Annotated in this window: 21 protein-coding genes; 14 read left to right on the top strand and 7 right to left on the bottom strand. The window is 66.8% G+C overall.

The features are described 5' to 3' along the window. Positions 1-26: 26 nt before the first annotated feature. Positions 27-1169, bottom strand: coding sequence for a DNA polymerase III subunit delta' (locus QFZ69_RS17870; protein ID WP_306913266.1), 1143 nt, complete (start codon positions 1167-1169; stop codon positions 27-29). Next, complete coding sequence (gene tmk, locus QFZ69_RS17865; protein WP_306913264.1) at positions 1166-1822, bottom strand: dTMP kinase; 657 nt, start codon at positions 1820-1822, stop codon at positions 1166-1168. Before tmk ends, QFZ69_RS17870 begins: the two co-directional genes overlap by 4 nt. 88 nt (positions 1823-1910) lie before the next feature. Here tmk and QFZ69_RS17860 point away from each other — a divergent pair, with 88 nt between their 5' ends. Both QFZ69_RS17860 and QFZ69_RS17855 read left to right on the top strand, forming a co-directional pair. Next, the gene (locus QFZ69_RS17860; protein ID WP_306913262.1) at positions 1911-3104 is read left to right on the top strand and encodes a PLP-dependent aspartate aminotransferase family protein; all 1194 of its coding nucleotides are present in this window, start codon (positions 1911-1913) and stop codon (positions 3102-3104) included. Positions 3105-3114: 10 nt separating this feature from the next. Further along, on the top strand, positions 3115-3471 hold the full coding sequence (locus tag QFZ69_RS17855) for a DUF2516 family protein (RefSeq protein ID WP_306913260.1): 357 nt from the start codon (positions 3115-3117) through the stop codon (positions 3469-3471). 144 nt (positions 3472-3615) lie between these two features. Here QFZ69_RS17855 and QFZ69_RS17850 read toward each other — a convergent pair whose 3' ends face one another. Further along, the gene (locus QFZ69_RS17850) at positions 3616-4488 is read right to left on the bottom strand and encodes a class I SAM-dependent methyltransferase (RefSeq protein WP_306913258.1); all 873 of its coding nucleotides are present in this window, start codon (positions 4486-4488) and stop codon (positions 3616-3618) included. A 104-nt stretch (positions 4489-4592) separates the two neighbouring features. On the opposite strand from QFZ69_RS17850, the gene QFZ69_RS17845 reads away from it, so the two are divergent. Further along, positions 4593-5339 (top strand): phosphoglyceromutase, encoded by a 747-nt coding sequence (locus QFZ69_RS17845; protein WP_306913257.1) that lies wholly within the window; start codon positions 4593-4595, stop codon positions 5337-5339. 92 nt (positions 5340-5431) lie between these two features. Here QFZ69_RS17845 and phoU read toward each other — a convergent pair whose 3' ends face one another. Then, a complete protein-coding gene (gene phoU, locus QFZ69_RS17840; RefSeq protein WP_306913255.1) occupies positions 5432-6094 on the bottom strand; it encodes a phosphate signaling complex protein PhoU in 663 nt (220 codons plus the stop codon). Positions 6095-6301: 207 nt separating this feature from the next. Between phoU and QFZ69_RS17835 the strand changes: the two genes are divergently transcribed. Then, entirely contained in the window at positions 6302-7549 is a 1248-nt protein-coding gene (locus QFZ69_RS17835; RefSeq protein ID WP_306919494.1) for a cell wall metabolism sensor histidine kinase WalK, read from the top strand. Beyond that, positions 7546-8226 (top strand): response regulator transcription factor, encoded by a 681-nt coding sequence (locus tag QFZ69_RS17830; protein WP_306913254.1) that lies wholly within the window; start codon positions 7546-7548, stop codon positions 8224-8226. The genes QFZ69_RS17835 and QFZ69_RS17830 overlap by 4 nt, the downstream gene beginning before the upstream one ends. A 96-nt stretch (positions 8227-8322) precedes the next feature. On the opposite strand, the gene QFZ69_RS17825 is transcribed toward QFZ69_RS17830, so the two are convergent. After that, positions 8323-8874 carry a hypothetical protein gene (locus QFZ69_RS17825; RefSeq protein WP_373461912.1) on the bottom strand — a complete coding sequence of 184 codons (552 nt, stop codon included), beginning with the start codon at positions 8872-8874 and terminating at the stop codon, positions 8323-8325. A gap of 349 nt (positions 8875-9223) precedes the next feature. On the opposite strand from QFZ69_RS17825, the gene QFZ69_RS17820 reads away from it, so the two are divergent. From QFZ69_RS17820 to rlmB, 6 genes are all read left to right on the top strand, one after another. Then, positions 9224-9706 (top strand): CarD family transcriptional regulator, encoded by a 483-nt coding sequence (locus QFZ69_RS17820; protein ID WP_026266570.1) that lies wholly within the window; start codon positions 9224-9226, stop codon positions 9704-9706. Between the two features lie 168 nt (positions 9707-9874). Further along, entirely contained in the window at positions 9875-10657 is a 783-nt protein-coding gene (gene ispD, locus QFZ69_RS17815; RefSeq protein ID WP_306913251.1) for a 2-C-methyl-D-erythritol 4-phosphate cytidylyltransferase, read from the top strand. A 2-nt stretch (positions 10658-10659) separates the two neighbouring features. Further along, complete coding sequence (gene ispF / locus QFZ69_RS17810; protein ID WP_306913249.1) at positions 10660-11193, top strand: 2-C-methyl-D-erythritol 2,4-cyclodiphosphate synthase; 534 nt, start codon at positions 10660-10662, stop codon at positions 11191-11193. A gap of 52 nt (positions 11194-11245) precedes the next feature. Beyond that, positions 11246-11593, top strand: coding sequence for a hypothetical protein (locus QFZ69_RS17805; RefSeq protein ID WP_306913247.1), 348 nt, complete (start codon positions 11246-11248; stop codon positions 11591-11593). Between the two features lie 106 nt (positions 11594-11699). Beyond that, entirely contained in the window at positions 11700-13169 is a 1470-nt protein-coding gene (cysS, locus tag QFZ69_RS17800) for a cysteine--tRNA ligase (protein WP_306913245.1), read from the top strand. Between the two features lie 134 nt (positions 13170-13303). After that, positions 13304-14290, top strand: a complete 987-nt coding sequence (gene rlmB / locus QFZ69_RS17795) for a 23S rRNA (guanosine(2251)-2'-O)-methyltransferase RlmB (RefSeq protein ID WP_306913243.1) — start codon at positions 13304-13306, stop codon at positions 14288-14290. Positions 14291-14599: 309 nt separating this feature from the next. Here the strand turns inward: rlmB and QFZ69_RS17790 are convergent, their stop codons facing one another. Beyond that, entirely contained in the window at positions 14600-15409 is an 810-nt protein-coding gene (locus tag QFZ69_RS17790) for a carbon-nitrogen hydrolase family protein (RefSeq protein WP_306913241.1), read from the bottom strand. Between the two features lie 117 nt (positions 15410-15526). On the opposite strand from QFZ69_RS17790, the gene glgX reads away from it, so the two are divergent. Together glgX and QFZ69_RS17780 are read left to right on the top strand one after the other, a co-directional pair. After that, positions 15527-17641, top strand: a complete 2115-nt coding sequence (gene glgX / locus QFZ69_RS17785; protein ID WP_306913239.1) for a glycogen debranching protein GlgX — start codon at positions 15527-15529, stop codon at positions 17639-17641. Between the two features lie 53 nt (positions 17642-17694). Further along, complete coding sequence (locus tag QFZ69_RS17780) at positions 17695-18051, top strand: barnase inhibitor (protein WP_306913237.1); 357 nt, start codon at positions 17695-17697, stop codon at positions 18049-18051. Positions 18052-18087: 36 nt separating this feature from the next. Here the strand turns inward: QFZ69_RS17780 and glgP are convergent, their stop codons facing one another. Continuing rightward, complete coding sequence (gene glgP / locus QFZ69_RS17775; protein ID WP_306913235.1) at positions 18088-20706, bottom strand: alpha-glucan family phosphorylase; 2619 nt, start codon at positions 20704-20706, stop codon at positions 18088-18090. A gap of 177 nt (positions 20707-20883) precedes the next feature. On the opposite strand from glgP, the gene QFZ69_RS17770 reads away from it, so the two are divergent. Next, complete coding sequence (locus QFZ69_RS17770; protein ID WP_307000314.1) at positions 20884-22929, top strand: alpha-1,4-glucan--maltose-1-phosphate maltosyltransferase; 2046 nt, start codon at positions 20884-20886, stop codon at positions 22927-22929. Positions 22930-22934 lie beyond the last annotated feature (5 nt).

The raw sequence follows: 22934 nt of genomic DNA, 5'->3' as shown, positions 1-22934 counted from the left end.
AGCGGACGGGTGCGGCACGGGCGGGGTCAAATGAGGCTGCTGGCCATGGACTCGATGGCCAGCAGCGGAGCAACGTTGGTGGTCGTGATCCTGGTACGGGCCTTGTTGATGGCGTCCATCCGGGCAAGGGTCGTCTCCGCGCTGGAATGTCCGGCGAACTCTTCGAGTTCGCTTCTGAGTTCAACGTTGACAAGTTCAACAGCGTTCCCCATCTGGATGATGAGCACATCCCGGTAAAAGGACAACAGGTCGGTCAGCGTGCGGTCAAGGGAATCCGTCACCGAACGTTTCGCGCGGCGCTTCTGGTCGTCCTCGAGTTGTTTGACCTGGGCGCGCATGGCCGGGGGCAGGGTGCCGCTTTCCGGTGCGCCGAGCGTGGCAAGTAACGCGATCTTCTCCGCGGCATCGCGCTCATCGTTGGAGCTGTTGGCTTCCTCGGTCGCGATCTTGACGAGCTTCTCCGCCATCATGACCGCCGCCGTGACGCCACGGAGCCCCAGCGGGAACCGTACCGTTGCGAGCCGGCGCTCCCGGGCTTCCGGATCCCGGGCCAGGCGTCGGGCGATGCCGACATGGCTCTGCGCCGCGCGGGCCGCACGTTCCGCCACGGCCGGGTCCACGCCGTCGCGCTTGACCAGCAGTGCCGCGACGTCGGCGGCGGGCGGCAGCCGGAGAGCGACGGACCTGCAGCGCGAGCGGATAGTGACCAGCACATCGGCCGGGGAAGGTGCGCACAGCATCCACACGGTGCGGGGAGTGGGTTCTTCGATGGCCTTGAGCAGCACGTTGGTGGTGCGTTCGGCCATCCGGTCCGCGTCCTCCACGATGATGATGCGCCACCTGGCCGAGGACGGCCGGTTTCCGGCGGTGGCCACCAGCTCGCGGGCTTCGTCGATGGTGATGGTGACCTTCTCGGTGCGCACGAACGCCACATCCGAATGCGTTTCGCCGAGGATGGTGCGGCAGGCGGCGCATTCCCCGCAGCCGCGCTGGCTGACATCCTCCTGGTCGCAGTTCAGGGCCGCGGCAAATGCCTTCGCCGCATTGGACCGGCCGGAACCGGGCGGGCCGGTGAAAAGCCAGGCATGGTTGAGTCCTTCGCCCTGGGCTGCCTGGCGCAGCTGCGCGACGACGGCAGGCTGGCCCTGGAGGTCGTCCCAGACGGTCATGCCGTCACGCTGCCGGACAGGGCCAGCAAGGACTCGACGCGTTCGAGGATCCGGGCGGAAAGTGCCTCAACCGGCAGGTGCGCGGCGAGCACGAGGTACTTCTCCGGCCGGGCGGCGGCAAGGTCGAGGAAGGCGGTCCGGATCCGGGCGTGGAATTCATCCGCCTCGGATTCCAGGCGGTCCTCGGCGGCATCGCCCGCGGTGCGCCGGCGGCGGCCGACCTCGGGGTCGACGTCGAGCAGCACCGTAAGATTCGGCAGAAGTCCGGAGGTGGCCCATTCGTTGATTTCCCGGACGGCGTCGGTACCGAGGTCCCGTCCCGCGCCCTGGTAGGCCACTGAGGAGTCGATGTAACGGTCGGTAAGGACGATCTCGCCGCGCTCGAGGGCGGGCCGGATCACCTGGCTGGCGTGGGCGGCCCGGGAGGCCGCGAAGATCAAGGCTTCGGTGTGGGCGTCAATGTGGCCGTGCCCGTGATCCAGCACCAGGGAACGCAACTTTTCGCCGATCGGAGTGCCCCCCGGCTCGCGGGTCCGCAGCACCGTGAGGCCGCGTGACTCGAGCGCCCCGGCCAGTTCTGCGGTCTGCGTGGACTTGCCGGCGCCGTCGCCGCCTTCGAAGGCGATAAACAGTCCGGGGTTCTGGGTAGTCACTGCTCTAGCCTACCGACAATCGCCGACACCAGTGTGTGCCGGCGTCACGCCTTGGCAGCCCTGCGTGCCGCCGAAGTACCCTGTGACCATGAGTCTTTCCGAAGAGCAGGCAGCCTCGCTTGCCGCCGAAACTGTGGTGGTGGCGTCCGGCCGCCCGCCACGCACCCGCGACCAGCCAGTCAACCCGCCGCTTGTGCTGTCCTCGACCTATTTCGGCACGGGACCCCTGGGCGACGGCGACCGCGGCTACGGCCGGTATTCCAACCCCACCTGGGACCCGTTCGAGGAGGCGCTGGGCCAGCTCGAAGGCGCCGGGCTTCCAGGGCTGCTGTACGCCTCAGGGCTGGCCGCCGTCAGTTCCGCATTGGCCCTGGTGCCTGCTGGCGGGGTGCTGGTGATGCCGTCCCACAGCTACGCCGGGTCCCTGGTGATGGCCACCGAGCTGGCCGAAAAGGGCTTCCTGGAACTGCGAACGGTGGATATCACGGACACCGACGCCGTGCTGGCGCAGCTCACGCCGGCGGAGGGGGCGGCAGCGAGCATGCTCTGGCTGGAAAGCCCGACGAACCCGATGCTCGGCGTCGCCGACATCCGTGCGCTGACCGGGGCTGCCCATGCCGCGGGCGCCATTGTCGTTACGGACAACACATTCTCGACTCCCTTGGTGCAGCAGCCGCTGTCGCTGGGGTCCGACGTCGTGCTGCATTCCGTGACGAAGTACCTTTCCGGCCATTCCGACGTCGTGCTCGGCGCCCTCGTGACGTCCGACGCCGGTCTGCGCGCCACGCTGCTGCACCACCGCACCATCCATGGCGGCATCGCCGGACCCTTCGAGGCGTGGCTCGCGCTGCGCGGACTGCGCACCCTTGCCCTTCGGATTGAGCGTTCGCAGGCGTCGGCGGCCGACCTCGCCGAGCGGCTGAGCACCCATCCGAGGGTCGCCAGCATCCGCTTCCCGGGCCTCGCCTCGGATCCGGGCCATGGCCGGGCCAAGGCGCAGATGAAGGGCTTCGGCTCCGTCCTCTGTATCGAATTCGCACCGGTCGGCGGAGCGCAGGGCCTCAGCGGGGCGGACGCGGCCGACCGGATGATCAGTGCGCTGCAGCTGTGGCTGCCGGCCACCTCGCTCGGCGGGGTGGAATCGCTGATTGAACGGCGCCGCCGGCACGTGGCGGAGCCGGTGAGTGTGCCGGAGAACCTGGTCCGGCTGAGCGTCGGAATCGAGAACGTCGAGGACCTTTGGGCCGATTTGGAGCAGGCCCTGGGTACTCTGGACGGCTAGGCTGGGGGTTATGGACGGACGCGCGCTTATTTTCTATGTCGAAACCGGGATCTATCTCCTCCTGGCCCTGGTAGCCCTGGTCATCGAGGTGTGGGCGTTCTTCGATTGCCTCCGCCACAAGGCCCCGGCTTTTGAAGCCGTGTCGAAGCGGACCAAAACCTTCTGGCTGGCGCTCACCGGCGGCGCCCTGGCCGTGGGCCTGGTCTCACTGCTGGGCGGCGGTGGCGGGGGACTCCTCGGCCCGTTGGGCCTGTTCGGAATCGCCGCCGTAACCGCGGCATCCGTCTATCTCGCCGATGTCCGCCCCGCTGTCACGGACGCGGGCCGCGGCGGGAACCGCAGCCAGGGACCCTACGGCCCCTGGTAATCCCCACCGGCCCCCTCAGCTCGCAGGCTCGCTTAGGGAACCCTGCCGGCGTGGGCCCACCCACGGCCCCCTCAGCTCGCAGGCTCGCTTAGGGAACCCTGCCGGCGTGGGCCCACCCACGGCACCCTCAGCTCGCAGGCTCGCTCAGGGAACCCTGCCGGCGTGGGCCCACGGGTCGGGGGCGACGGCGTCCCAGGCTACGGTCAGTTCGCCGAGCCGCCAACGCGACGGCCCGTCACCGACCGGCCAGCCCGCGTCGACCAGTCCACGGCACATCGCGGACCAGCGCTGCCTGTTCCCGAAAGAGGCCAGCGGCGCCGCCTCCAGCCAGGCCTGGTCCATCGCGTGGAGGTAGGCATGGACTTTTTCGCCCGGCACGTTCCGGTGGATGAGGGCCTTCGGCAACCGTTCCGCCACGTCCGACGGCAGCTCAAAACTGCCGAAGCGCATCGACAGGCTCAGGCTGAGCGGTCCCTCGGCGTCGAGGGCGACCCACGTGACGCGCCTGCCGATTTCGTCGCAGGTGCCGTCGATGAACAGGCCGCCGGGCGCGAGCCGGCCCTGCACCAGCCGCCAGATACCGGAAACATCGGCTTCCTCATACTGCCGCAGCACATTGAAGGCGCGCACCAGCACCGGCCGGCCCTGCACCGGGAGCTCGAAACCGCCGAGCCGGAAGCTGAGGCCCGGCCGTTCCAGTTCTTTCGCCAGCCGGACCCGCTCGGGCTCGATTTCGATGCCGACCACCCGGACGTCCGGACGGATCGCCGCGAGGCGCTCGAAAAGTTCGACGGCGGTGGCGGGGGACTCGCCGTAGCCGAGATCGACGACGAGCGGGTCGGCCGCGGCGCGGAGCCGCCACGCCTGCGGTCCGGTCAGCCAGCGGTCCAGCCGGCGCATCCGGTTGGGATTGGTGGTCCCGCGGGTAACGTTGCCCACCGGCCGCCCGCTGCGGACCGCGCTCTTGGCACCGCTCCTGATCACAGAGGAATCCACGCGCTCAGCCTTATGCACCACGGGCCCACCCTATCCCGCGACCGTGCGGGAACACGTGCGGGAACACATGCGGGGCAAATGTAACGCTCGGCACCGTCCCTGACTGCTCGGCTAGGATGAAAACCATGACTTACAAGCTGATTCTGCTGCGCCACGGCCACAGCGAATGGAACGCCAAGAACCTGTTCACCGGCTGGGTGGACGTTGACCTGAACGACCAGGGCCGCACTGAGGCGGTTCGCGGTGGCGAGCTTCTCGTGGAGAACAACATCCTCCCGGACATCCTGTACACCTCGCGGCTGAAGCGGGCCATCAACACGGCAAACCTGACCCTCGAGACGGCCGACCGTGGTTGGATCGATGTCAAGCGTGACTGGCGTCTCAACGAACGCCACTACGGTGCCCTGCAGGGCAAGGACAAGGCGCAGACCCTCGCTGAATTCGGCGAAGAGCAGTTCATGCTGTGGCGCCGGTCCTACGACACTCCGCCGCCGCCCCTCGCCGACGACTCCGAGTTCTCCCAGGTGGGCGATCCCCGATACGCCGACCTGGGCGATGCCATTCCCCGCACCGAGTGCCTCAAGGACGTCCTGATCCGTCTCATGCCGTACTGGGAATCGGATATCAAGGAGGACCTCAGGGCCGGGAAGACCGTCCTGGTCACGGCCCATGGCAACTCGCTCCGCGCCCTGGTCAAGCACCTGGACGGTATCAGCGACGAGGACATCGCCGGCCTGAACATCCCCACGGGCATCCCGCTGGTCTACGAACTGGACGAGAACTTTGCGCCGCTGAAGCCGGGCGGCACGTACCTCGACCCGGACGCCGCTGCCGAGGCGATCCTGGCTGTCGCCAGCCAGGGCAAGAAGTAGAGCCCGCGCAGCCAGGCAATAGGCAATGACGAGCGGCCGGTCACCTCATGAGGTGACCGGCCGCCGTCGTACGCTGCGCCGTGCTGCCGGCGTCAGCTGTGCTCGATGCTGTTCGGCTGCCAGGCCCCGGTGACCAGGTAGGTCACCTTCTGGGCGACAGAGACGCCGTGGTCGGCGAAGCGCTCGAAGTAGCGGCTGGCCAGCGCGACGTCGACGGTGGTGGCGGGGGATTCCTGCCAGTCGCTGCGCGCGATCGCCTTGAACACGCTCAGGTGGAGATCGTTGACCGCGCTGTTGGCCTTCATGATGTCCCGGGCAACCTCAAGGTCGCGGGTTTCCAGCAGTTCCGTGAGCTTGTTGGCGATCAACAGGTCCTGCTCGGCAAAGCTGCGGAACGTCTCCTGCAGCTGGGCGGGAACCACCGCCGCGGGGTAGCGGAGCCGGGCCAGTTGTGCGAGGTGACGGGCGAGGTCACCCATGCGCTCCAGCGAAGCGCTCATCCGCAGGGAGCCCACGATCATGCGCAGGTCGCTGGCCACCGGGCCCTGCAGCGCCAGGATGTCGATCGCGCGCTCGTCGAGGCTGTTCTGCAGGAAGTCGATCCTGGCATCGGCCGCAATGACGTCCTCGGCCAGGTCAATGTCGGCGCCCTCGAAGGCCGTCACGGCCTTCTCGATGGCCTCACTGACCAGCTTGGAAATTTCGACGAGCTGTTCCCCTACCTGGGTGAGCTCTTCCTGAAAAACCTTACGCACGTGTGCGTCCTTTCCTCGGAAATATTGCCGGCCATGACGGCGGCTGGCCTATTTCGGTTCACCTCTCGGCGCTTCACCGGTCAACTCTTCCAGTCCCCGGTGAACTGTTACGCCCCAATAGGTGAACGTTAGCTGAACCGGAGCCGGAATGGCACGAGATGTCAGATCAGGCCGCAGGGCAGCGCATAAGCTGGAGCCGTGGATCCAATGCTCATCGGTGTGATTGCCGGCCTGATCGGCCTCTCGCTTGGCGTTTTCGGCGTGCTCGCGTTCCGGGTCAGCGAACAGCAACGCCAGCTCACGGACCTGGAGTTCGAGGATCCTGCCCTCCCGGACGGTGCCGCGGAAGTCCTGGCCGCCGTCGGACGCGCCTTCGTGGTGGTGGACGCGATCGACGGCGTAGTGCGGGCCAGTCCGGCAGCCTACGCCTACGGCCTGGTGCGCGGCCACACTCTGGTCCACGACCAGATCCTGGAAATGACCGCCCGGGTCCGGCGCGACGGGGTCATCCTCGAAAAACAGCTCGAGCTGCCCCGCGGCCCGCTGGGCCAGGGCACCATCGTGGTCCAGGTCCGGGCGGCCATGATCGGCGAGGAATACATCCTCCTGCTGGCCGACGACCGCACCGAATTCACCCGCACCGAGGAAGTCCGGAACGACTTCGTCGCCAATGTCTCGCATGAGCTGAAGACTCCGGTCGGCGGCATTTCGCTCCTGGCCGAAGCACTGGAGTCCTCCGCGGACGATCCGGAAGCCGTCCGCCGCTTCGCTAAACGCATGCACAAGGAATCCGCGCGGCTCGCCGCCCTGGTCCAGGACATCATTGAACTCTCCCGGTTGCAGGGCGCGAATGTCGCGCAGCAGGGACGGCCGGTGGATATCAACACCGTGGTGTCGGAGGCTGTCGACCGGTCACAGCTGCCCGCCGAGACCAAGAACATCCAACTGGTCGTCGGCGGCCGCGCGGACGCGATGGTCTACGGCGACCAGGACCTGCTCGTGACCGCACTGCGGAACCTGATCGACAACGCCATCCGGTATTCGCCGGAAAACACGCGGGTGGGCGTCGGCGTCCGCGTCAAGGACGGCCTGGTTGCCGTATCCGTGACGGACCAGGGTGAAGGGCTCAGCCCGGACGAGCAGGAACGCGTCTTCGAACGCTTCTACCGGGTAGATGCCGCCCGGTCCCGGCACACCGGCGGCACCGGCCTGGGCCTGAGTATCGTGAAGCACGTCATTTCAAACCATGGCGGCGAAGTGACCCTCTGGTCACAGCCCGGTCAGGGATCCACATTCACCATCAGGCTTCCGGAGATGGAGGGCCAGGACGACGCCGACGCCCTCGAGGCGCGCAAACCGGCGGCCCAGGCCCCCGCCCGGCCCGCCGTCCCGCCCCCCGGACAACCCCAAAGACGTGACGCCGCAGGCGTCCATGAGCAAGGAGCCAGCGCTTGAGCAGGATTTTGATTGTCGAGGACGAGGAGTCGTTCAGCGACCCGCTGTCGTATTTACTGGGCAAGGAAGGGTTCGAGGTGGAGGTCGTGGACAACGGGCTTGACGCCATCACTGAATTTGACCGCAACGGCGCCGACCTCGTCCTCCTGGACCTGCAGCTTCCCGGCCAGTCCGGCACCGAAGTCTGCCGCCAGCTCCGGCAGCGCTCCTCCGTCCCCGTCATCATGCTGACGGCCAAAGACGCGGAGATCGACAAAGTGGTGGGCCTGGAACTGGGCGCTGATGACTATGTCACTAAGCCCTACTCCTCCCGCGAACTCGTCGCCCGCGTCCGGGCCGTGCTCCGCCGGCAGGGTGAGCCGGAGGAACTGATCTCCAGCACTGTGCAGGCCGGCCCGGTCCGGATGGACGTTGAACGGCACGTGGTCAGCGTCGGAGGCGAGCAGGTCCCGCTGCCGCTGAAGGAATTCGAGTTGCTGGAGATGCTGCTGCGGAACTCCGGCCGGGTGCTGACCCGCGGGCAGCTGATCGACCGGGTATGGGGCTCGGACTATGTGGGGGATACCAAGACCCTGGACGTCCACGTCAAACGGCTGCGCAGCAAGATCGAGCCCGACCCCTCGGCGCCGCGGTACCTGATCACCGTCCGCGGGCTCGGCTACAAGTTCGAGCCCTGAGCCGCACGGGCCCGGGACGGGCGTCGGGCAGCAGACAGCAGGAGACAGCAAAAAGGAGAGGCACCCGGACCGGGTGCCCCTCCTTTTATGCGGAAGCTAGTGGTTCGCGCTGCTCGTCGGAGTCGGCGTCGACGTCGGCGAGGCCGTATCGGTGCCCCCGGTCGGCGCGGTGCTCGGCAGGTACTGCTGGTAGTCGACGACGGTGCCGTCCAGGACCGGTACCTTGAACCTGGCGTTCTGGTTGGTGCCGTCTTCACGCACGCTGACCTCCAGCACGGAGCCGGGCTTGGCACCGGTGGCGCTGAGGAGCGCCTCGTCCGCAGAATCCTCGTTCAGCAGGGCGTAGGAGTTCTTCTGGACCAAGATCTCGGCCTGCGCACCGCCGACACCGCTGATGGTCAACTTCACGTCGCGGTCCGAGTCGTTGTAGACCGCGCCGATGACACGGCCCGGCTTGTCTTCGCCCGCCGAGATGATCATCATGTTGCGGAGCTGCAGCGGGCCGAGGTCCGTGTGGGTTCCGTCCGATGCGGCGTACTGCTCAGAGGTCTGCTGGGGGTTGATGTAGCCGCAGCCGGTTACCGACAGCAGGCCGATGCCAAGTGCAGCCGTTGCCATTGCCAGCTTGCCGCGCCGGCCCCGGTTCATCGCAGTGAAACGCACGTCACGCACTCCTTGAGAGTCTTGAAACAGTATTCAGCCATAGCCTATCCGCAATCGCCGGCAAACGCGGATTCCGCTCGTACACATAGGCGCGGTCCCGGCACCGGTCCAAGGCCCTACCGGGTGTCCGGGCGGGCTACCCGTGGGCCATGGACGGTCCAGCCGAAGACCCTTGGCAAAGACGGTTACATGCACTAATATCCGCGTTCGTCAAGGGGTCAGAGGGCTCCGTTTCGGCCATTTTCCCCGGATTCATGCGGTTCCAGGGCACAAACGATGGCAGTCATATGCCTTAATCGTGATAAACTGGTCTGCGGGAAAGGGGAATGTCCACATGGTTTTTGAGGTCGGCGAGACAGTAGTTTACCCTCACCACGGTGCAGCTAAAATTGAAGAAATCAAGATGCGCACCGTCAAGGGCGAAGAGAAGATGTATCTCAAGCTCAAGGTGGCTCAGGGTGATCTGACCATTGAAGTTCCAGCAGAAAACGTTGACCTGGTTGGGGTCCGGGACGTAGTGGGCAAGGAAGGCTTGGAGCACGTGTTTGATGTGCTGCGCGCTGAGTTCACTGAAGAACCCACCAACTGGTCGCGTCGTTACAAGGCAAACCTGGAGAAGCTTGCTTCCGGTGACGTCATCAAGGTGGCAGAGGTCGTCCGCGACCTGTGGCGCCGCGATCACGATCGGGGTCTCTCCGCAGGTGAGAAGCGCATGCTGGCCAAGGCCCGCCAGATTCTGATTTCAGAACTGGCGTTGGCTGAAAAGACGGATGAAGAGAAGGCCGCAAGCGTTCTCGACGAAGTCCTGGCTTCCTGAGACAAGAATTGAACCCCGGTGGCGAAAGCCGCCGGGGTTTCTTTTTGCCTGCTTTCAGGAGCGGGGCGCACAGCTGGCTCGCACTCGTTGTCGTTTTGAGCGCCCAGTCCGACAAAAACTGCGAGCTGCTTCGGCGCCGGGACGGGGCTGGGACGTAGTCTTGAGCGCATGAATACTGGATCGAGGACCCCTGCCACCGCCGTCATCGTCGTCGCCGCTGGCTCCGGGCAGCGGCTCGGCTACGGCATGCCCAAGGCACGCGTTCCGCTCGGTGGCGAGCCCATCCTGATCCATGCCCTGCGGGGGATAGTGGCCTCGGGCGTGGCCGGGCAAGTCTGTGTGGCCTTACCCGAAGGCGACAGGGCGCTTCGGGACATGTGCGAAGACTTCAGCAGGGAGCTGGTCGACGGCGGCCCGCTGCTGACGCTCGTGGACGGCGGGGCCAGCAGGGCCGATTCGGTCCGCGCCGCCATGGCCGTGCTGGAGAGTGGAACCCAGGCAGTGCTGGTGCACGATGCTGCACGCGCGCTGACGCCGGAATCGGTTTTCCACCGCGTGGTTGGTGCACTGGCAGCCGGTGCGAAAGCCGTCATCCCGGTCATGCCGGTGGTGGACACCGTCAAGACGGTGCGGCCTACGACGGGAGACGGCGCGGCCATTGCCCCGGAGCTGGTGACCGGCACGGCGGCCCGGGAGACGCTCCGCGCGGTGCAGACGCCGCAGGGCTTCGACCTGGCCACGCTCCGCCGCGCCCATGACGCTGCTGCCGGATTCGACGCCGGCCAGGCGGCCGCCGTCACGGACGACGCCATGCTCGTCGAACTCCTGGGCGTACCCGTCCACGCCGTGCGCGGCGCCAGCCAGTCGCTGAAGATCACCACGCCCCTGGACCTGATCATTGCCGAGGGTCTCCTCGAAGGACCCCTTGGTGTGCGCTGGGTGGAAGGCTGACCATGACGGCGACCGCGAACGACGTGCCCCCGAACGCCGCCCTGCCGGTCATCCCGCGGACCGGAATCGGCGTCGATGTGCACGCTTACGCCCCTGAAGACGCGGCCCGGCCGCTGTGGCTCGGTGGCCTGTTTTGGGAAGGGGAACGCGGGCTGTCCGGCCATTCGGACGGCGATCCGGTGGCGCATGCCGCGGCCGACGCCCTCTTCTCCGCCTGCGGAGTGGGGGACCTGGGCACCCACTTCGGCACGGACCGGCCCGAATATGCGGGGGCGTCGGGAGTGACCCTGTTGGCCGCGGCGGCCCGGATCGTTCGCGCGGAAGGGTTCGAAATCGGCAACATCGCCGTGCAGTTTGTCGCCAACCGGCCGAAATTCGGGCCGCGCCGCGAGGAATCGCAGCGGGTCCTCAGTGAGGCGGCGGCGGCTCCGGTGAGCGTCACGGCCACCACCAGCGACGGGCTCGGCTTCACCGGCCGCGGCGAGGGGATTTCGGCCATTGCCACCGCCCTCGTCTACCGCTCCGGCCGGACGTGACCGGGCCTACCATTAGGGGAGAGGTCCCGGTCCCGCGACAACAGGAGACACCGTGAAAAAGCTGGCAGCCGCCGTCGTACTCCTCGCAGGAACGCTGCTGAGCGGCTGCGCGGGATCCGGGACCACGCCGGCGCCGGCCAGGATGAGCGTGCAGGAAAGCTGCAGCTTCCTCAACGGCGACAACTTCGTGCCCAGCGGAACCCAGAAGGAGCGTGCGGGCCAGATCGCCCAGCACTACCAGGAAGTGGCGGACAAGGTGGCCCCGGAGGTGGCGGCCCCGATCCAGAAGATGGCGGACGTGATGAAAGAGGTGGCCGCCACCGCAGATGGAACCCAGACTGCCGAGCAGACGGCCCAGTTCAGGGAACAGATCAACAAGATCGGTGAGTACTGCAAGTAGCTCGCCTCTTCAACACTGCGGGTCACGACTGCGGTCAACACCGCGGGTCAACACCGCGGGCAGCGCTGCGGGCGGGTGGAGCCGGGCCATCGGCTAATCTGGAGCGGTGACCCTGCGCTTTTACGACACTGCATCCGCCGAAGTCCGGAACTTCGTCCCCCTGGTTCCGGGCAAAGTGAGCCTCTACTACTGCGGTGCGACGGTGCAGGGCATGCCGCACGTCGGGCACATCCGCTCCGCCATCGCCTTCGACCAGCTCACCCGCTGGCTGCAGTACCGCGGCTTCCGCGTCACGGTGGTCCGCAACGTCACCGACATCGACGACAAGATCCTGGCCAAGTCCGCGGCGTCCTTCGGCCCGGACTTCGAGGACGAGCCCGGCGCCGTCCGCGAGGAGGAATGGTGGGCGTTGGCCTACCGCTATGAGCAGGAGTTCCTCGCGGCCTACGACACCCTCGGCGTCTCCCGTCCCACCTACGAACCCCGCGCCACCGGCCACATCCCGGAGATGCACGCCCTGATTCAACAGCTGGTCGACCGGGGCCACGCCTACCCGGCGCCGGACGGCTCCGGCGACGTCTACTTCGACGTTCGCTCCTGGAGCAAGTACGGCTCGCTGACGCGGCAGAAGGTCGACGACATGCAGGGCGCCCCGGACGTCGAAGCTCAATTCAGCGGCAGGAAGAAGGACCCCCGCGACTTCGCGCTCTGGAAGGGCCACAAAGACGGGGAGCCGACGACGGCGAGTTGGGCCTCGCCGTGGGGCGCCGGCCGGCCGGGCTGGCACCTGGAGTGCTCGGCGATGGCCACGAAATATCTCGGCACCGGGTTCGACATCCATGGCGGCGGCCTCGACCTGCGCTTCCCGCACCATGAAAACGAGATGGCGCAGTCCCAGGCGGCCGGCCACCCCTTTGCCAGCTTCTGGATGCACAACGGCATGGTCACCTACGGCGGGGAAAAGATGTCCAAGTCCGTCGGCAACACGGTCAGTCCGGCCGAAATGCTGGCGTTGGCCTCGCCCCGGGTGGTCCGCTACTACCTGGGACAGGCCCAGTACCGCTCGGTCCTCGACTACCAGCCCACCTCGTTGCAGGAAGCCGCCGCCGCCATGGAGCGGATCGATGGCTTTCTCAGCCGCGCGGGCCGGACCCTGGCCGGCGCGGATGGCGCCGGCCCGGCGTCGGGCGGTGACGGCACCGTCCCCGATGCTTTCGCGGCGGCCATGGACGATGACCTCAACGTCCCGCAGGCGCTGGCAGCGCTGCACGACACCGTCCGCGCCGGCAACACCGCCCTCACCGCCGGCGAGCACGACCACGCCCGCAGGGCGCTCCGCAGCGTGACGGGCATGCTGCGTGTCCTTGGTCTCAACGACACTGCGGCCCCGGCCGCGGACGAACAAGGCCACACCGCCCTCGGCGTTCTCGTCGAGGCGCAGCTCGCGGCGAGGGCGCAGGCCCGGGCCAGCAAGGACTGGGCCGCCTCGGACGCCATCCGCGACACACTCGCGGCGGCCGGCGTCGTCGTCGAGGACGGTGCCGACGGCGCAAGCTGGAGCCTCAAGCGCAGCTGAGGAGCCGGCCCTGCCCGGCCGGAACCGCGCACCGGGAACGCCACCATCCCGGCCGGCGGTCGAGGATTTAACTCGAGTCAGTAGACTGGAGTTCAGACTTATCAATGAATCGCGTATTTAAAAGGGTGGAACTCATGGCCAACAACGGTCGCCGGTCTATCAAAATGAAGAAGGGCCCCACCGTCGGAACCGGCGGTCATGGCCGCAAGGCTCTCGAGGGCAAGGGTCCGACGCCCAAGGCGGAGGACCGCCCGTACCACAAGGCCCACAAGAACAAGCAGCTCGCGGAACGCTCTGCGGCCAAACGGCCCGGTGCCCCGCGTAACGCCGGCGCCCGCTCGGGCCCCAAGGGCCGCGCCACCGAGGAAGTCGTCACCGGACGCAACTCCGTGGTCGAAGCACTGCGAGCCGGCATTCCGGCCAAGGCGCTGCACGTCGCCATCCGCATCGAGATGGACGACCGGGTCAAGGAATCCCTCAAGCTTGCCGCCGAGCGCGGTATCCCGCTGCTGGAAACCGGCAAGCCCGAGCTGGACCGGATGACCGACGACGCCATCCACCAGGGCCTGGTGCTGCAGATCCCGCCGTACGAATACCAGGACGCGTACGAGCTCGCCGAGTTCACGCTCGACGCCTGGAAGAAGGGCCACGTCGCCAACGCCCCGCTCTTCGTCGCGCTGGACGGCATCACCGATCCGCGCAACCTCGGTGCCATCATCCGCTCGGTCTCGGCCTTCAGCGGCCACGGCGTCGTCGTCCCGGAACGCCGGTCCGTCGGCGTCACCGCTTCGGCCTGGAAGACCAGCGCGGGAGCCGCCGTCCGCGTCCCCGTCGCACGCGCCGCCAACCTGAACAACACGCTCAAGGCGTTCAAGAACATGGGCATCTACGTTCTCGGGCTCGACGGCGACGGCGACGTCTCGCTGCCGGACCTGTCCCTGGCCACCGAGCCGGTCTGCATCGTCGTCGGTTCCGAGGGAAAGGGCCTGAGCCGCCTGGTCCGCGAAAACTGCGACCAGATCGTCTCGATCCCGATCGACTCCGCCATGGAATCGCTCAACGCCTCCATGGCCGTCGGCATCTCCCTCTACGAGATCTCCCGCCAGCGTTCGGCTAAGTAACCGCTCCCTCACCTTCTGTTCAACAACAGCTGACGCTCCCTCACCTTTGGCGGGTGGATAGCACACGCTCCCTCACCTTTGGCGGGTGGATAGCACACGCTCCCTCACCTTTGGCAAAAGAAGGGAGAACGCTCCGTCACGTCTCGTGAAAGATATGGAAACGCTCCCTGACGTCTCGTGAGGGAGCGTTTCCCGTTAAGTCGCGGAACGTGAGGGAGCGTTTCCGGTTGAGATGCGAAAGATGAGGGAGCGTCGTTCCTCGCAAGTACTTTGCCGCTGCACACCGGGGTGACGCGTGCGCACGGCGCCTTAGAACTTGTGGCGGTTGGCGAGGACCGGGAGCTTGGCGCGGGCTTCCTTGACTATGGCGGTGTCCAGGTCAACGAACAGCAGGCCAGGGCCGCCGTCGAGCTCTTCGAGGACGTCGCCGAAGGGGGACACGGCGACGGAATGCCCGACGCCGGTGGGGGCGGCACCCTTGACCTCTGTTCCGTCGCTGGCGGGATCGCCCTGGCCGCAGGCAAGGACGAGGGTGGTGGAGTCCAGGGCGCGCGCGCGGGCCAGCAACTTCCACTGCTCGGCCTTCCCTGGACCCGATCCCCAGGAGGCACAGACGATGTTCACGTCGGCGCCGCGGTCCGCGTTCTCGGTAAAGAGCGCAGGGAAGCGGACGTCGTAGCAGGTCGCGAGTCCGAACGTGACGCCATCCAACCGGAAGGTGACAGGGTCTTCGCCGGCCTCCACGGTGTCGGATTCGGCGAAGCCGAAGGCGTCGAAGAGGTGGATCTTGTCGTAGCTGGTGTCCAGGCCGCGGCCGGTGACCAGAAGGGTGTTGCGGACCTTGCCGCGGACGCCGTCGTCGGCCGTTCCCGGCGTGAACATCCCGGCGATGATGGCGATGTTGTGCTCCGCAGCGATGGCGCGCACGCGCGTGGCCCAAGGGCCCTCCAGGGGTTCGGCGATGTCCAGCAGCGAATTGCCGAAGGCGCGCATGGTCGCCTCGGGAAAGACCACTAGGTCCGCGCCGCCGGCTTTGGCCTGCCCCGCGTAGTCCTCCACGAGGGACAGATTCGCGGCAAGATCGCGTCCGGTGATGATTTGAGCCAGTGCAATACGCACAGTTACCTCCATTTTCGGCGCTTCATTCCAGTATGCAGCGGTCTATTCCGTACACTGCACATGGTCAGGAAAAACAGGGACAGGGGCGGTTGGTTCCGCACCGCTAAGCTATAAGCAATGGTCATGCCTTACATAGATACAGCCTCCACCGTAGACGCCTCGCGGGCGTTTCCGCTGGGCGTCAGCGTTCCAAGCACGGGTTCGCCGCTCATGGACGACCCTCGGGGTGCCTTCGTGAACGTGGCCGTCTACGCCCCGGCCGTGACCACGCTCGACATCGCCTATCAGGCCCCCGGGGGTGCGTGGCAGCTCAAGACGCTGCCCAAGGTGACCGACGGCGTCCACCACGGCATCGTGGAGGGCCTCCCCGTCGGCTCCCGCTACGGGCTCCGACCCTCGCCGGACCACGAGGCACTGCCGCTGTCCATGCCGGCCGTGGACTTTGACGCCGAAGGCGAGCAGCCGCTGCTGCTGGACCCGTACGGCCGGGCCGTGGACCAGCGCGAGAACTTCATCACGAACGTCCGGGTGTCCGGCGACTTCGACTGGGGCCTGGACAGCAGCCCGCGGATTCCATGGCGCAACACGATCATCTACGAGGCCCATGTCCGCGGCCAGACCATGCTTCACCCGGACGTGCCGGAGGACCTCCAGGGAACATACGCCGGTTTGGCGCACCCGGCCATGATCGAGCACCTCATTGCCCTCGGCATCACCTCGGTCCAGCTGTTGCCGGTGCAATTCCATGTCGACGAACCGCACCTGCAAAGCCTCGGACTGACGAACTACTGGGGGTACAACACCGCCGCGTTCTTCGCCCCGCACCCCGGCTACGCCACCGAGGCTGCGCAGGCCGCCGGGGCGCAGGCAGTCCAGGACGAGTTCAAGGGCATGGTGAAGCTCCTTCATGCCGCCGGACTGGAGGTCATCCTCGACGTTGTCTACAACCACACGGCCGAGGGCGGCCCTGACGGGCGCCCGCTGAGCTTCCGTGGCCTGGGCGAGATGCAGTACTACCGCAACGACGGCCATGGCCGCTACGTGGATACCACCGGGTGTGGAAACAGCCTGAACTTCGGTGAACCGCGGGTCGTCCAGCTGGTGCTGGACTCCCTGCGCTACTGGGTGAACGAATTCCACATCGACGGCTTCCGCTTCGACCTGGCCGTGACCCTGGCCCGGAACGCCGCCAACGAGTTCGATCCCCGCCACCCGTTCCTGGTCGCGATCGCCGCCGACCCCGTCCTCTCCACCTCCAAGCTGATCGCAGAGCCCTGGGACCTCGGCTACGGCGGCTGGCAGACCGGCCGGTTCCCGGCTGGCTGGGTGGACTGGAACGACCACTTCCGTGACGCGGTCCGCACCTTCTGGCTTGCCGACCGTGCCGCGATCGACGCCGGCGGCCACGGCGGCTCAGTGGCCCGCCTCGCGGACGCGCTGTCCGGCTCCGCGAGCCTTTTTGAGGCCTCGGGCCGGTCCCGGCTGGCCTCGGTCAACCTCATCGCGGCCCATGACGGCTTCTCCCTGGCCGATCTGGTGTCCTACGACCGAAAGCACAATGAGGCCAACGGCGAGCAGAACCGCGACGGTCACGGGGACAACCGCAGCTACAACCACGGCTTCGAGGGCCGCACCGAGGACGAGGACATCCTCGCCCGGCGCGCCCAGACCAGCCGAAACCTGATGGCCTCCCTGATGGTCTCCCAGGGTGTGCCCATGATCACCGCAGGCGACGAGGTGGGCCGGACCCAGCAGGGCAACAACAATGCCTACTGCCAGGACAACCCCATCGCCTGGATCGACTGGACCAGCACCCCCGAGTCGCACGCGATGCTGCGCAGCACCAAGCGCGTCATCAGGCTGCGGAAGGAATTCCTGGCCGGCCAGCCGCACGACTATCCGACCCGCGAGAACCAGTCCTACTTCCACTGGTTCGATGCGCACGGGGAGCGGATGACCGGGGATATCTGGCAGGACCCTTCCAAGCGTGTGGTCCAGCTCCTGCTCGGCTCCGACGACGGGCACATGGACGGGCTGGTCGTGGTCAACGGCAGCGCCCAGGACGTCAAGGTCACCCTGCCCCTGCTCACCAACGACGACGGCACCGGCAGCAGGCTATTCGAACTGCGCCTGACCACCTCTGAACTGCACGACCGGCGCCAGGGCGTCCGGGTGTCCTCCGGGGAGCGCGACGTGGTGCAGGCCAATTCCATCAGCATCTATCGCACCTAGCCCAGCAGCCCTCGGGCACCGGGACTTCCACAGACCAGCACCGTAGGGGAACCATGAAGATTTACTCGGCAGACACCTGGACCATCGAAGAACTGCAGGCACTGCTCGGCGACGCCGGCCGCCGGGCCTTGTTGGTTCCCGCCGCGGAAACAATGCAGGCGGTCCTTGAGACCTTCGCGGCGACCATCAGCGTCGAGCCCGAAGACGGGCTGGACCTCGACGCCCTCAATGATTCGTTGCACGATTTCGCGGATTCGGTCTCCGACGACGGCCTGGCCCCCGTCACTTTCATCTGGCAGGTGCCGGCCGTCTTCCGCGCGGACCGCTCCTTCGGCATCATCTGCGAAGTCCTGCAGGACGCCGAGCGCTACGCCGGACAACACCTCGACTTCATCGCCGTCTGCCTCTAACCCAACGAGGCAGCCGGCGCCGCCGAAAGTCCAGGATCAGGCGTTGACGATCAGGCCCAGTTCCGCCTTGGAAGCCAGCGCCTCGTGTGCAGGCAGCACCCGGACGGTGTAGCCGAAGGACCCGGAGCGGTCGATCAGGACAGTGCCGCTAAACAGGTGCCGGCCCTTCCCGAGGCCCTCGACCGCCTTCAGTTCAGCCACCGTGACGTCGGCCAGCTCATCACTGTCTCCGGCCTTGCCGTAGGCCACCTCCACGGACACATCGTCGGGAGAGAGCTCGTGCAGGGCGACATAGGCGTTGACCTGGAGAAGGTCACCGATCTGCGGGTCCTCGGAAACACCCACCGAGTCGACGTGCTCCACTTGGATGTGCGGCCAGGCGGCGCGGACCCGGGAGATCCAGGCCGCGAGGGCCTTCGCCTGCGCATAGTTGTCCTCCACGGCCCGCCGGCCCGCGACCGCAGCCGGGCGGTACATGATGTTGACGTAGTCCTTGAGCATCCGGTCCGCGGACACCTGCGGACCCAAGTGCGACATCGTGTGCTTGATCATCGACACCCAGTGCGTGGGCACCTTCTGCGGCCCGGGCAGCGACGGCCCAGCGGCGCCGGCGCTGGCGGACACCGTCAGCCCGTAGAAGCGCGGCGCCACCTGCGTCTCGAGCAGCTCATAGAGCGCCGCCGCCTCGATGTCGTCGCGTTCTTCCGGGGAAGCGTCGTTGTTGGCGGTCGGAATCGCCCAGCCGTTCTCGCCGTCGTACATCTCGTCCCACCAGCCGTCCAGGACCGAGAGGTTCAGTGAACCGTTGAGGGCGGCCTTCATGCCCGATGTTCCGCAAGCCTCCAACGGGCGCAATGGGTTGTTGAGCCACACATCGCAGCCGGGGAACAGAGTCCGGGCCATGGCGATGTCGTAGTTGGGCAGGAACGCGATCCGGTGACGCACCGCAGGATCATCGGTGAATCGGACCAGGTCCTGGATCATCTTCTTGCCGGCATCATCGGCCGGATGCGACTTCCCGGCGATCACCAGCTGGATCGGGTGCGTCTTGTGCAACAGCAGGGCCTTAAGGCGTTCGGGCTCGCGCAGCATCAGGGTGAGGCGCTTGTAGGTCGGCACCCGCCGCGCAAAGCCGATGGTCAGGATGTCCGGATCCAGCACGGAATCGGTCCACGCCAGCTCGGCGTCGGCCGCGCCGCGTTTCTTCCACGCAGCCCGGAGGCGGCGGCGGACATCCTCGACGAGCGACACCCGCATCTCGCGGCGGAGAGCCCAGACATCCTCGTCGCTGACGTTGTAGGCAAGGTCCCACCTGCCCTGGGCCTCCGCCTCGGAACCGAACTGGTCGCGTGCCAGCTTGGAGACGCGGGGATCCACCCAGGTGGGGACGTGCACGCCGTTCGTGACGGAGGTGATCGGCACCTCCGAGTGGTCGAAGCCCGGCCACAGGGCGGAGAACATGCCGCGCGAGACCACGCCGTGCAACTTCGCGACGCCGTTTGCGCGCTGGGCGAGGCGGAGGCCCATGACCGCCATGTTGAAGACGAACGGGTTACCGTCGGTGAAGTCTTCCCGGCCGAGGTCCAGGATCTTGGACACCGGTACGTCCGGGGCCAGGCCGGCCTCGAAAAAGTGCTGGATCTGCGAGGTCTCAAAGCGGTCGATGCCGGCCGGAACCGGCGTGTGGGTGGTGAACACCGTGGAGGCGCGGCCGGTGGCCAGGGACTCTTCCCAGCTCATCGGCTCCGCGGCGGACATCATTTCCTGGATTCGTTCGACACCCAGGAAACCGGCGTGGCCTTCGTTGGTGTGGAACACCTCCGGGGCAGGGCTCCCGGTGAGCTTCTGGTATGCCCGCAGGGCCTTGACCCCGCCCATGCCGAGCAGGAGTTCCTGCTGGAGACGGTGGTCGCCACCGCCGCCGTACAGGCGGTCGGTGATGCCACGGGCGGCGTCGTCGTTGCCCGGAACGTTGGAATCCAGCAGCAGGAGGGGAACGCGCCCGACGTCGGCCCGCCACACGTGCGCCAGCAGACGCCTTCCCTGCGGGAGCGGCAGAGAGATCTGGAGCGGCCTGCCGGTGCCGTCCGCGGACGCCTCGCGCAGCAGGGTCAACGGCAGGCCGTCCGGGTCCAGGACCGGATAGGTCTCCTGCTGCCACGCATCGCGGGACAGCGACTGCTTGAAGTAGCCGGCCTGGTAGAGGAGGCCGACGCCGATCAGCGGAACGCCCAGGTCCGAGGCTGCCTTGAGGTGGTCGCCGGCGAGGATGCCGAGGCCGCCGGAGTACTGCGGCAGCACTTCGGTGATGCCGAACTCGGGGGAGAAGTACGCGATGCAGGACGGCGCGTCGTCGCCCAGGCTTTGGTACCAGCGCGGCTGTTGCAGGTACCGGTCCAGGTCCTCGGCCGCCGTCTGGACGCGGCGCACGACGTCCCCGTCGGCCGCCAGGCGCTGCAATTCTTCCCGGCTCACGAGGCCCAGGAACGTCACCGGATCGTGGCCGCTCTCGGCCCAGATCCGGGGGTTCAGCCCCTCAAAAAGGTCCCGTGTGGGCCGATGCCAGGACCACCTTAGGTTGGTGGCGAGCCGGGCCAGCGGCCGGATGGGCTCCGGGAGAACGGTTCGGACGGTAAATCTGCGGATAGCCTTCACGAGCGAAACACTAACGGACTACCGAGAGTTACGTCACCGGTTTAGGTTTCTTTCCGATAAATGACGGGTCCCCGGCGGAAAAGTCCGGAAACCTCGGAAAAAACTTCGCAGGCTTAGCCATCTGCCGGAATTGTAGATAACGTCGAGCCTGTGACGAATAACTCGCGAACCAGTGCCGTGTCCAAGCAAAAGCCCAAGGCCCTGATCACGGATGGCCTTCGATTTGGCCGCTTTCCGATCACCGCCGTGCAGCCTGCGGTCGAAGACGGGAAGTTCCCCGCCAAGGCTGTCGTGGGCCAGACTGTGGTGGTCGGTACCACCGCCTTCCGCGAGGGCCATGACCAGCTCGGCGTCAGCGCAGTGCTCCTCGATCCCCGCGGGAAGGAACGCCAGCGCGTCCGCCTCGCCCCGCCCAGGGGACCGCGCGGCCAGGGTACTGACCGCTGGGAAGGACTCCTCACGCCGTCCAGCACCGGCAACTGGTCTTTCGTGCTTGAGGCCTGGCACGACCGCTACGGCACGTGGCACCACAACGCCGAAGTGAAGGTGGAAGCCGGGATCGACGTCGACCTGATGCTTGCCGAGGGCGCCGCGCTGCTCACCGAAGCGTCCGAAGACTCCTCCCGCCCATCCGCGGACCGGCGCACGCTGCGGATGGCCGTCGTCGTGCTCTCCGATGCTTCCCTGACTCCCGAGGAACGCCTCGCCGCGGGCTTCTCCGCAGAAGTGACGGGCATCGTCGAACGCCAGCCGATCCGCGAACTGGTGACAGTCTCCGAGCCCTACCCGCTGCTCGTGGAGCGCGAACTCGCCGGCCAGGGTGCCTGGTACGAATTCTTCCCGCGCTCCGAAGGCGCCGTCCGCAACCACGAAACCGGCGAATGGACATCCGGTAACTTCCGCACCGCCGCGAAGCGCCTCGACGCCGTTGCGGCAATGGGCTTCGACATCGTTTACCTGCCGCCGATCCACCCGATCGGCGTCCAGCACCGCAAGGGCCCGAACAACACGCTGCTGGCCGGACCGCACGATCCCGGTTCACCGTGGGCCATCGGCGGCAAGGAGGGCGGACACGACGCCATTCATCCCGACCTCGGCACCTTCGAAGACTTCGACGCCTTCGTGGCGCGGGCCGGAGAGCTGGGGCTGGAAGTTGCCTTGGACCTGGCCCTGCAGGCGTCCCCGGACCACCCCTGGGTGGAAAGCCATCCGGAATGGTTCACCACCCGCGTGGACGGCAGCATCGCCTATGCGGAAAACCCGCCGAAGAAGTATCAGGACATCTTCCCGATCAACTTCGACAACGACCCTGCGGGCCTGTCCAACGAGATCCTCCGCATCGTATTGCTCTGGGTGGGCCACGGAGTGAAAATCTTCCGCGTGGACAACCCGCACACTAAGCCCGTGTGGTTCTGGGAATGGCTGATCGGCAAGGTGAACAAGAAGCACCCCGACGTCGTTTTCCTCGCGGAGGCATTCACCCGGCCGGCAATGATGCACGCCCTCGGCCGCGCCGGCTTCCAGCAGTCCTACACCTACTTCACCTGGCGGAACACCAAGGAGGAGCTGGAGGAGTACTTCCAGGAGGTCAGCCACGAGTCCGCGGCCTACTTCCGGCCGAACTTCTTCGTCAACACCCCGGACATCCTCACTGAGTACCTGCAGTTCGGTGGGCCGGCAGCGTTCAGGATCCGTGCCGTCCTCGCCGCCACGGCAAGCCCCATCTGGGGTGTCTACTCCGGCTACGAGCTGTACGAGCACGTGGCCCGGCCCGGCGCTGAAGAGTACATCGACAACGAGAAGTTCGAGTACAAGGCCCGTGACTGGGACGCGGCGGCCGCATCGGGCCGGACGCTGGCGCCGTACCTGACCCGGCTCAACGAAATCCGGCACACCCACCCCGCTCTGGGGGACCTGCAGAACCTGACGATCCACCACAGCACGGACGACGCCACCATCGTGTATTCCAAGCACAAGACTCTTCCCGACGGCACCAAGGACACGCTGATCATCGTGGTCAACGTGGACCCGCACGGCATCCGGGAGAGCACCGTGGCACTGGACCTGGCTGCCCTGGAGCTGGACCCCGACGACCTGACGCACAACGGCGGGTTCATGGTGGATGATCTCCTGACCGGCGAAAGCTGGGAATGGGGGGAGTACAACTACGTCCGGCTGGACGCCCATGTCGAACCCGCCCACATTCTTAGCATCCGGAGGTAGTGCGA

Origin of the sequence: Arthrobacter sp. V1I7, from assembly GCF_030817015.1 — a bacterium.
GTDB lineage: Bacteria > Actinomycetota > Actinomycetes > Actinomycetales > Micrococcaceae > Arthrobacter.
The sequence above is the reverse complement of the archived record's forward strand: the minus strand, read 5'-3'. Positions and strand labels throughout refer to the sequence as shown.

Bases quoted from the DNA above. Each gene is read 5' to 3' on its own strand.
- QFZ69_RS17870 (WP_306913266.1), bottom strand. From the start codon at position 1,169: ATGACCGTCTGGGACGACCTCCAGGGCCAGCCTGCCGTCGTCGCGCAG.
- rlmB (WP_306913243.1), top strand. From the start codon at position 13,304: ATGGCCAACAACGGTCGCCGGTCTATCAAAATGAAGAAGGGCCCCACC.
- QFZ69_RS17820 (WP_026266570.1), top strand. From the start codon at position 9,224: ATGGTTTTTGAGGTCGGCGAGACAGTAGTTTACCCTCACCACGGTGCA.
- QFZ69_RS17845 (WP_306913257.1), top strand. From the start codon at position 4,593: ATGACTTACAAGCTGATTCTGCTGCGCCACGGCCACAGCGAATGGAAC.
- ispF (WP_306913249.1), top strand. From the start codon at position 10,660: ATGACGGCGACCGCGAACGACGTGCCCCCGAACGCCGCCCTGCCGGTC.
- ispD (WP_306913251.1), top strand. From the start codon at position 9,875: ATGAATACTGGATCGAGGACCCCTGCCACCGCCGTCATCGTCGTCGCC.
- QFZ69_RS17855 (WP_306913260.1), top strand. From the start codon at position 3,115: ATGGACGGACGCGCGCTTATTTTCTATGTCGAAACCGGGATCTATCTC.
- glgX (WP_306913239.1), top strand. From the start codon at position 15,527: ATGGTCATGCCTTACATAGATACAGCCTCCACCGTAGACGCCTCGCGG.
- QFZ69_RS17825 (WP_373461912.1), bottom strand. From the start codon at position 8,874: ATGAACCGGGGCCGGCGCGGCAAGCTGGCAATGGCAACGGCTGCACTT.
- QFZ69_RS17860 (WP_306913262.1), top strand. From the start codon at position 1,911: ATGAGTCTTTCCGAAGAGCAGGCAGCCTCGCTTGCCGCCGAAACTGTG.
- QFZ69_RS17780 (WP_306913237.1), top strand. From the start codon at position 17,695: ATGAAGATTTACTCGGCAGACACCTGGACCATCGAAGAACTGCAGGCA.
- QFZ69_RS17835 (WP_306919494.1), top strand. From the start codon at position 6,302: ATGCTCATCGGTGTGATTGCCGGCCTGATCGGCCTCTCGCTTGGCGTT.